Origin of the sequence: Polaromonas sp., from assembly GCF_030682935.1 — a bacterium.
Lineage (GTDB): Bacteria > Pseudomonadota > Gammaproteobacteria > Burkholderiales > Burkholderiaceae_C > Polaromonas.
On the sequence record NZ_JAUXNA010000266.1, the window covers coordinates 1 to 7,488 of the forward strand.

Annotated in this window: 8 protein-coding genes and 1 pseudogene; 6 read left to right on the plus strand and 3 right to left on the minus strand. The window is 59.1% G+C overall.

Annotation, left to right across the window (positions count from 1 at the left end; all coding sequences use genetic code 11):
- From fliM to fliR, 6 genes are all read left to right on the plus strand, one after another.
- The coding region (gene fliM / locus Q8K05_RS12115; protein ID WP_305246852.1) for a flagellar motor switch protein FliM at positions 1 to 894 on the plus strand (894 nt) is incomplete at its 5' end.
- Positions 887 to 1,336: a flagellar motor switch protein FliN gene (gene fliN / locus Q8K05_RS12120; RefSeq protein WP_305246853.1), complete on the plus strand. Its 450-nt coding sequence runs from the start codon at positions 887 to 889 to the stop codon at positions 1,334 to 1,336. The genes fliM and fliN, both read left to right, overlap by 8 nt.
- Positions 1,333 to 1,806, plus strand: coding sequence for a flagellar biosynthetic protein FliO (fliO, locus tag Q8K05_RS12125; RefSeq protein WP_305246854.1), 474 nt, complete (start codon positions 1,333 to 1,335; stop codon positions 1,804 to 1,806). The genes fliN and fliO overlap by 4 nt, the downstream gene beginning before the upstream one ends.
- A gap of 32 nt (positions 1,807 to 1,838) precedes the next feature.
- Positions 1,839 to 2,582, plus strand: coding sequence for a flagellar type III secretion system pore protein FliP (gene fliP / locus Q8K05_RS12130; protein WP_370868840.1), 744 nt, complete (start codon positions 1,839 to 1,841; stop codon positions 2,580 to 2,582).
- 35 nt (positions 2,583 to 2,617) lie between these two features.
- Positions 2,618 to 2,887, plus strand: a complete 270-nt coding sequence (gene fliQ, locus Q8K05_RS12135) for a flagellar biosynthesis protein FliQ (RefSeq protein ID WP_305246855.1) — start codon at positions 2,618 to 2,620, stop codon at positions 2,885 to 2,887.
- A complete protein-coding gene (fliR, locus tag Q8K05_RS12140) occupies positions 2,887 to 3,681 on the plus strand; it encodes a flagellar biosynthetic protein FliR (protein ID WP_305246856.1) in 795 nt (264 codons plus the stop codon). Before fliQ ends, fliR begins: the two co-directional genes overlap by 1 nt.
- Positions 3,682 to 3,717: 36 nt before the next feature.
- On the opposite strand, the gene flgL is transcribed toward fliR, so the two are convergent.
- From flgL to Q8K05_RS12155, 3 genes and pseudogenes are all read right to left on the minus strand, one after another.
- Positions 3,718 to 4,932 carry a flagellar hook-associated protein FlgL gene (flgL, locus tag Q8K05_RS12145; protein ID WP_305246857.1) on the minus strand — a complete coding sequence of 405 codons (1,215 nt, stop codon included), beginning with the start codon at positions 4,930 to 4,932 and terminating at the stop codon, positions 3,718 to 3,720.
- 21 nt (positions 4,933 to 4,953) lie between these two features.
- Positions 4,954 to 6,891, minus strand: a complete 1,938-nt coding sequence (flgK, locus tag Q8K05_RS12150) for a flagellar hook-associated protein FlgK (protein ID WP_305246858.1) — start codon at positions 6,889 to 6,891, stop codon at positions 4,954 to 4,956.
- Positions 6,892 to 7,114: 223 nt separating this feature from the next.
- Positions 7,115 to 7,488: pseudogene (locus Q8K05_RS12155) on the minus strand (methyl-accepting chemotaxis protein); the annotation flags it as partial.

Sequence of the window (7,488 nt, forward strand, 5' to 3'; positions counted from 1 at the left end):
ACCTATAACTTCGGCACCGACGAGCGTATCGTGCGCAGTCGCATGCACACGCTGGAGGTCATCAACGAGCGTTTTGCCAGGCATCTGCGCAGTGCGCTGCTGACTTATATGCGTCGCAATGCCGACATTTCAGTCGGCGCCATCCAGATCCAGAAGTACGGGGACTTCATCCGGAATTTGCCTGTTCCGGCGAATATCAACCTGATGCAGATGAAGCCTCTGCGCGGCACCGCACTGTTCGTGTTCGATCCGAAACTGGTGTTTCTGGTGATCGACAATTTGTTTGGCAGCGACGGCCGCTACCACGTCCGGATTGAAGGACGCGACTTTACGCAGACCGAGCAGCGCATCATCAAGCGCCTGCTGAACCTGACGCTGGAGAGTTACGGCAGCGCCTGGCAACCGGTCTACCCCCTCGATTTTGAATATATGCGTTCCGAGATGCACGCCAGGCTGGCCAATATCGTGACGCCCAACGAAGTGGTGATCAACACCACTTTCCAGATCGAGTTTGGCCCGGTCGGGGGGACCTTGAACGTCTGCATTCCGTACTCGATGATTGAGCCTATCCGGGCGCTGCTGTCGAACCCGCTGCAAGACGAGATTGAAGTTGACAAGCGCTGGGTCAAGCAGCTGTCGAACCAGGTACAAAGCGCCGACGTTGAACTCCGGGCGCAGTTTTTGACCCTGCAATCGAGCATTGGTCAGTTGCTCAAACTCCAGGTGGGCGATGTGCTGCCCGTCGAAATTCCGGAAACGATTGTGGCCAGGGTCAATGGCATTCCGGTCATGGAATGCGGCTACGGCACGTCCAACGGCCACTATGCCCTTAGGGTACAGAAAATGATCAACCACCAAGACGGTGGTTCACGCAAGGGAAGCGAACATGAGTGAAGTCAACAAGGACGATCCGGTGGACGATGCGATGGATGACTGGGGAAGTGCGCTTGCCGAGCAAGCGTCGACCCCCCTGGTCGCGTCCGCTGCTGCAGCGACCCCACCGCCGCCGGCTACCGTTGCGGGCGACCGCTTGTTCCAGCCGCTGCAAAGTGACACGGGTCCCGAGATCGCCAAAGGCGACATCGACCGGGTGCTTGATGTTCCTGTGCAGTTGACCGCAGAGTTGGGTCGCGCGCGCATCACCATCAAGAATCTGCTGCAGCTGTCCCAAGGCTCGGTGGTGGAACTGGACGGTCTGGCGGGCGAGCCGATGGACGTTTTCATTAACGGCTACCTGATTGCCCAAGGGGAAGTGGTGGTGGTGAATGACAAGTTCGGCATCCGCCTGACCGACATCATCACGCCTTCCGAGCGCATCCAGAAACTGAACCGATGAATCTGCGCTGCCTTCCCAAGCTGGTGGCCTCGCTACTGGCCGGCATCAGCTTTGCCGCCAGCGCGGTGCTACCCACGGTGCCCACGCCGGCCGCTGAACCGGTCCGGTCTTTCGCTGCAGCCGGCCTGCTGCAAGCGGGTTTTGGCCTGGCCGTGGTGATTGGGCTGATTTTCCTGTTCGCCTGGGTCGCCCGGCGCTTTGGCCTGCAGCAATCCGGCAGCGGCCGTCTGCTGAAGGTGGTGTCAAGCGCCATGGTCGGTCAGCGCGAGCGGGTAGTGGTGGTCGAAATTGGTGATTCGTGGCTGGTGCTGGGCGTCGCGGCGGGCCAGGTCCGGGCACTACACACCATGCCGGCCGAAAAACTGCCTGAGATTCAAGCACCGGCCATCAATGGCTTCAGTGGCGGGAGTGCATTTTCGCAAAAGCTGCTTGAATCCCTCAACAAGCTGACCAAATTGAAGCGGGACTGATGGCCATGACTCCGGTCCGTTGGCGTGGGCGTATGGCCATGGCACTTTTCATGCTGACATTGGCAGCTTTCTTGCTGTTGCCGTCTTTCGCGTCAGCCCAGGGCTTGCCAGGCATCACCAGTACGACGGGTCCAGGCGGCAAACAGACCTGGTCGCTCAGCGTGCAGATGCTGGTGCTGATGACTTCGTTGTCTTTTCTGCCAGCGCTGCTGCTGTCAATGACCAGCTTCATACGCATTCTCATCGTACTGGGACTGCTGCGCACGGCCATTGGCACACAATCCTCACCGCCCAACCAGATCCTGGTCGGGCTGTCGCTGTTCCTTACCTTTTTTGTCATGTCGCCGGTATTCGACAAGGTGCACAGCGACGCTTACAAGCCGTTTTCAGAAAACAAAATCAGTGCCGAACAGGCCCTGGAGCGAGGCGTTGAGCCCTTCAAGCAGTTCATGCTGAAACAGACACGGGAAGCCGACCTGGCGCTGTTTGCGAAGCTTGCGAATGTGGGAAGCATGGAAGGGCCGGAGCAGGTATCCTTGCGGATTTTGCTGCCGGCATTTGTGATCAGCGAACTCAAAACCGCCTTCCAGATCGGCTTCACCATCTTCATTCCCTTCCTGATTGTCGATCTGGTCGTTGCCAGCGTGCTGATGTCCATGGGCATGATGATGGTGCCGCCGGCATCGATCTCGCTGCCCTTCAAACTGATGCTCTTCGTGTTGGTGGATGGCTGGCAGCTGCTGATTGGTGCACTGGCGCAGAGCTTTTACACCTGAGCCGGTCAGATGTATCAACCTAAGGATGCGCTGAAATGACGCCTGAGTCAGTCATGACCATGGGCTACGAGGCCATGAAGCTTACGTTACTGCTGGGCGCACCGCTGCTGCTGGTGGCCCTGTTCACCGGTTTGCTCATCAGCCTGTTCCAGGCGGCGACGCAGATCAATGAAATGACGCTGTCGTTCATCCCCAAGCTGCTGGCAGTGTTTGCCACGCTGGTGATTGCCGGGCCATGGATGCTGGGCATGATGCTCGATTACATGCGCAGTCTTTTCTCCTCCATTCCGCAACTGGTGGGCTGATGCCGCCTGTTTTCTCCGTCACCTCAGACCAACTGAGCGTCTGGATGGTGGCTTTTTTATGGCCATTTGTGCGCATGCTGGCCCTCATCAGCACCGCGCCGGTTTTTAGCGAAAAGTCCGTTTCCCGCACCGTCAAGGTGGGCTTGGCGGTATTGCTGGCTATCGCCATCGCGCCCACGCTCGGTGCATTGCCGGCCGTCCCGCTGGTGTCTGCTGCCGGCCTCTGGATCCTGGTTCAGCAAATCCTCATCGGTGCAGCCATGGGCTTTTCGATGAAGATGGTTTTTGCCATGGTGCAGGCGGCGGGCGAATATGCGGGTCTGCAGATGGGACTGTCGTTCGCCGCATTTTTCGACCCCACCAGTGGCGGCCAGACAATGGTGCTGGCGCGCCTGCTGAACGTGATTGCGATGCTTATTTTTCTGGCGGTCGACGGTCATCTGGTGCTGATCGCAACGCTGGCCGAAAGCTTTCACACACTGCCGATTGCGGACGCACCGCTGGCCGCCAGCGGCTGGTTTTTGCTGGTGTCGGCAGGCAGTCAGATTTTCCTGGGGGGGCTCATTCTGGCACTGCCGCTGATTGCAACCCTGCTGACCCTGAATCTGGCCATGGGCATCCTGAACCGGGTTTCACCCCAGTTCAGCATTTTTGCCGTTGGCTTTCCCATCACGCTGCTGGCCGGCATTGCCATGCTGCAACTGCTGATGCAGTACATGGGACCCTTTCTGGAGCCGCGGTTCGCGGCGGGGTTTACGTCGACCCTGGAGTTCCTGCAAGGTCTGCGCCCGTAGCGCGGCAGCATGCCGCCCAAGGCACCAAACAAACGTCTACAAATAATTGAACAGTGCGATCTGCTGGATTTTGACGAAGGTCTGCTGGCTCGCCTGCAGGGCCGTCTGGCGCTGGTAGAACTCGGCGATGGCGCTGCCATAGTCCAGATCCTGCAGATCGGACAGATAACTCTTGTCGGACAGCGTGCGGCTGTCGCCCGTGACGCTCAAGGCGTCGAGCTCCTGCAAGCGGGAGCCGACAGAGGCACGCACGGTCAGTACATTGTCGTGGGCGTTGGTGATTTTCCGGTTGGCCGTGCTCAATGCATTCAGTATCAGGGCCTGGCCTTTCGGACCTTCACTGTCTACTGGCGTCTTGAGCGCCTTGATCACGTCATTGATGGCCGCAAAAACGTCTGTACCGGCGTTTTTGGCTGTGAAAACCGTGAACGTATCGCCTGCAGCAGGCGCGCCGCTGATGCTGACCTGCAAGCCGCCGAACTTGATGGGGTTACCTGCGGTGTAAGCCGTCGCAGTAGGCGCGGGTGTCAGCCCCTGCACCGTGTCTGCCGTGTACTTTGTGCCATCAGGAGAAAACGTGATGACCCAATCTTTTCCGTAATTCGGATCGCTCACATCAATAACAGACGTTGAACTGAACACGCCGCTGCCGGTGTTGACTACAGGAGATTCGGTAACATATCCCGCCCCACCCTGCACGGTCTGGAAAATACTGCGCCCGTCATCAGTCCCGGCCATTTGCCGCGACACATCGACCTGCATCAGGCGCTGGCCTTGGTCACCTGCGTACTTGATGCTGCCATTGGCATCGCGGACGAAGGGTGCACTGCCGCTCTTGAAACCGGCGAACAAGAACTGACCGTTGCCGTCGTCGGTGTTGGCCAGGCCCTGCAACTGGTCCAGATTGCTTTGCAGCGTGGTGGCAATGGTCGCGCGATCGGCATCGGTCATCGTGCCGCCGGCCTGGATCAGCAAGCCCTTGACGTTTTGCAGCACGGTGGTGGCGCTTTGCAGGGCGTTTTCTTCCATCGTCAATGTCTGCGTGGCGTGCGATCGGCTGCTCGCATACTGCGCCGTCAGCGCGATGGACTGGGAGACGGCCAGCGCACGGGTGGCGCCCAAGGGATCGTCCGAGGGCGCCAGAATCTTGGTTCCGGCGCCAAGCTGTTGCTGCACACGCAAAAGATTGCTCTGCAAGGAGCCCATGGCCGTCTTGCTCTGCTCATAAAAAGACTGGGTGCTGATACGCATCGTGTATTCCTTTGGGGGCGCTTAGCGGCTGATGCCGAGTACCGCATCAAACATGGTTGATGCGGTCTGGATCACCTTGGCATTGGCTTGGTACATCTGCTGAAACATCAGCAAATTGGCGGTTTCTTCGTCCTGATTGACGCCCGACACCGACTGCTGGGCCGAGCGGATTTGCATGCTGAGGCTGGTCTGGGCCGTATTGGCGATCTGGACCTGACGGGCTTTGTTTCCGACGGTGCTGACCAGCTGTCCGTAGGCATCGCTGAAACTGGCGGTGCTGCCCCCCATGGTTTTTTTGTTTTGCAGCGCCCCGAGCAGCAAGGCATTGCTGCCATCCGACACGCCGCCGGTGTTTTTCCCAATGGTGAAGGTGTCGCCATTAGCGGGAGCACCGCTGATGCTGACCTTGATACCATTGAAGGTGATTGCCCCCCCTGGGATATAGGCAAGCGTGCTGCCGTCCGGGAACCCCGACAACACATTGCTTGCACTGTCGTAGGTCAAAGTCACCGTGCCCGTGCTGCCAAGAGGCTCTGCAACCGCCAAGTAGCTCGCATCCACCGAACCAGCATTAATAGCACCGCTGCCCTGATTGCCCGACGTATTGCCCGTGATGATGGGCGAAGCTGCCGCCACTTTGGCCGGATCGGAGATCTGAACAGTCAGATCGCGCGCTCCCGTTCGGGTGGGCTGGATCAGGAAGGAGTCGCCAGCTACTGCGGTGCCACTGGCGAACGTCAGTGTCACACCGTCAAAGGTGGTCGTGTTCGCAGGCGCAGCGCCCGGAAAACCGGGGGCAAGAGAAAGATTCTGGTTATCTGACAGCCGTGTCAGCTTGTAAGCCGGGCCAGCGGTAACATCCAGGCGGTAGTCGCTGGTGGTCAATTGACTGGCATCGGAAAATGCCGCCGTCAATGCAAGGGTTCCGGTGTTTCTGCTGTTCGAAATCACACCAGGGCTGGCCTGCGAGAAAAAGTCTTCGCCCAACTCACCATTGAGGTCCATACCCAGCTTTTGCTGCGCATTGAAGGTGTCAGCCAGCGAAATGGCGATACGGCCCAGCGAGTTTTGCGCATTGCTCAAGGTCTCATTGCGAAACTGGAGCAGGCCGCCTAGCGAACCGCCCGTGAGGACACTTTCCTGAACTTCCACAGCATTGCCCGCCGCGTTCACCGTGGCAATGGTGGTCTGGCTCGGATCGCGTGAAGAACTGACGGCCGCCAACCGGGTCGCCTTGTCGCCCAACACCAGGGTCTGGCCATTGCCGATAAACACGTTGTATTGACCGCCGTCCTGCACGACGAGCTTGGTGCCGACCAGCTTGCCCAGTTCATTGACCAGCTGATCACGCTGGTCGAGCAGGTCATTGGGGGCCTGGCCGCCCATCGCATTGCCGAGCATGGCGACTTGTTTGTTGAGGCTGGCGATCTGCTCTGCGTAGGTATTGATCTGATCAACAGCGCCAATCACCTGATCGTTGACATTGGCGTTGAGGCTGCCCAGGTATTGGTCCATTGACCGGAACTGATTGGCCAATGCCTGGCTGGAACTGATCAGTTGCTGCCGGGCCGACGGATCGGCGGGGGTGTTCGCGACGGCCTGCACATTCGTGAACAGCGTCTGCAGTTGCGGCGCCAGGCCGGCCGTCTGATTGGCCAGCAGGTTGTCAATCTGGCTGATCTGCGTGTAATAAGTGGTCAGCGATTGATTCAGCGACTGGGCCTGGTTGAGCTGCGAGGTCAGGTACTGGTCATAACTGCGGGTAACGTCAGTGACTTTGGCACCACTGCCGAAGAACCCGACGCTGGGACTGTAAATGCCCCCGCTGGACGCGACCTGTGCTGTCTGCCGGCTGTAGCCAGCGGTATTCACGTTTGCCGTATTGTGGCCAGTGGTCACCAAGGCGGCCTGCGCGGCATTCAAGCCGCTAAGCCCGGTAAAAAACATGCTGTTTGACATAAAAACCTGATCCTCTTGAGCAACTACGGGTACCTGGCGGCTTTTGACGGCCTCTTGGTAGATAACGACAACTTCGATCGGAATTTGAGGGCAAATGCGGAATTAATTTTCGATGGCCTTTTGCCAACGGCCAGTTGCGCGCCTGTAAATCGTTACGCAGATGGGGGAAAGACCGCTCTCGAGTGCGCCCCTTCCCGCGACGCCCTGCCTACACCGCTTCGCCTTAAAACTCTTCCCACTCACCGGCCCCGGAAGTAGCGACAGCGGCGACTGCCAGCCGCCGTGACGGCAAAGGCGCATCGCTCCGCGTGGCGCCATGACTGCGCTTTGGCGCAGTCATGGCGCGCTTGGCAGCCGGTGGCTGCATGGGCGCCTGGCGCGGCTTGATGCCCGTCGTGCGCTTGGGCGATGCCGCGTAATTCGACTGCCCGTGGTCCAGGCTGAACACACTGACGACCTGGGACAGCCCGCTGGCCTGCTCCTGCAGCGATTGCGCGGCGGCTGCCGCTTCTTCGACCAATGCGGCGTTTTGCTGCGTGACCTGGTCCATCTGCGTGATCGCCTGGTTGATCTGCTCTATGCCCGAGGTCTGCTCCT

What these genes read in the sequence shown, in the direction of transcription:
- fliN (WP_305246853.1), top strand. Translation starts at nt 887, where the DNA reads ATGAGTGAAGTCAACAAGGACGATCCGGTGGACGATGCGATGGATGAC.
- fliO (WP_305246854.1), top strand. Translation starts at nt 1,333, where the DNA reads ATGAATCTGCGCTGCCTTCCCAAGCTGGTGGCCTCGCTACTGGCCGGC.
- fliP (WP_370868840.1), top strand. Translation starts at nt 1,839, where the DNA reads ATGGCCATGGCACTTTTCATGCTGACATTGGCAGCTTTCTTGCTGTTG.
- fliQ (WP_305246855.1), top strand. Translation starts at nt 2,618, where the DNA reads ATGACGCCTGAGTCAGTCATGACCATGGGCTACGAGGCCATGAAGCTT.
- fliR (WP_305246856.1), top strand. Translation starts at nt 2,887, where the DNA reads ATGCCGCCTGTTTTCTCCGTCACCTCAGACCAACTGAGCGTCTGGATG.
- flgL (WP_305246857.1), bottom strand. Translation starts at nt 4,932, where the DNA reads ATGCGTATCAGCACCCAGTCTTTTTATGAGCAGAGCAAGACGGCCATG.
- flgK (WP_305246858.1), bottom strand. Translation starts at nt 6,891, where the DNA reads ATGTCAAACAGCATGTTTTTTACCGGGCTTAGCGGCTTGAATGCCGCG.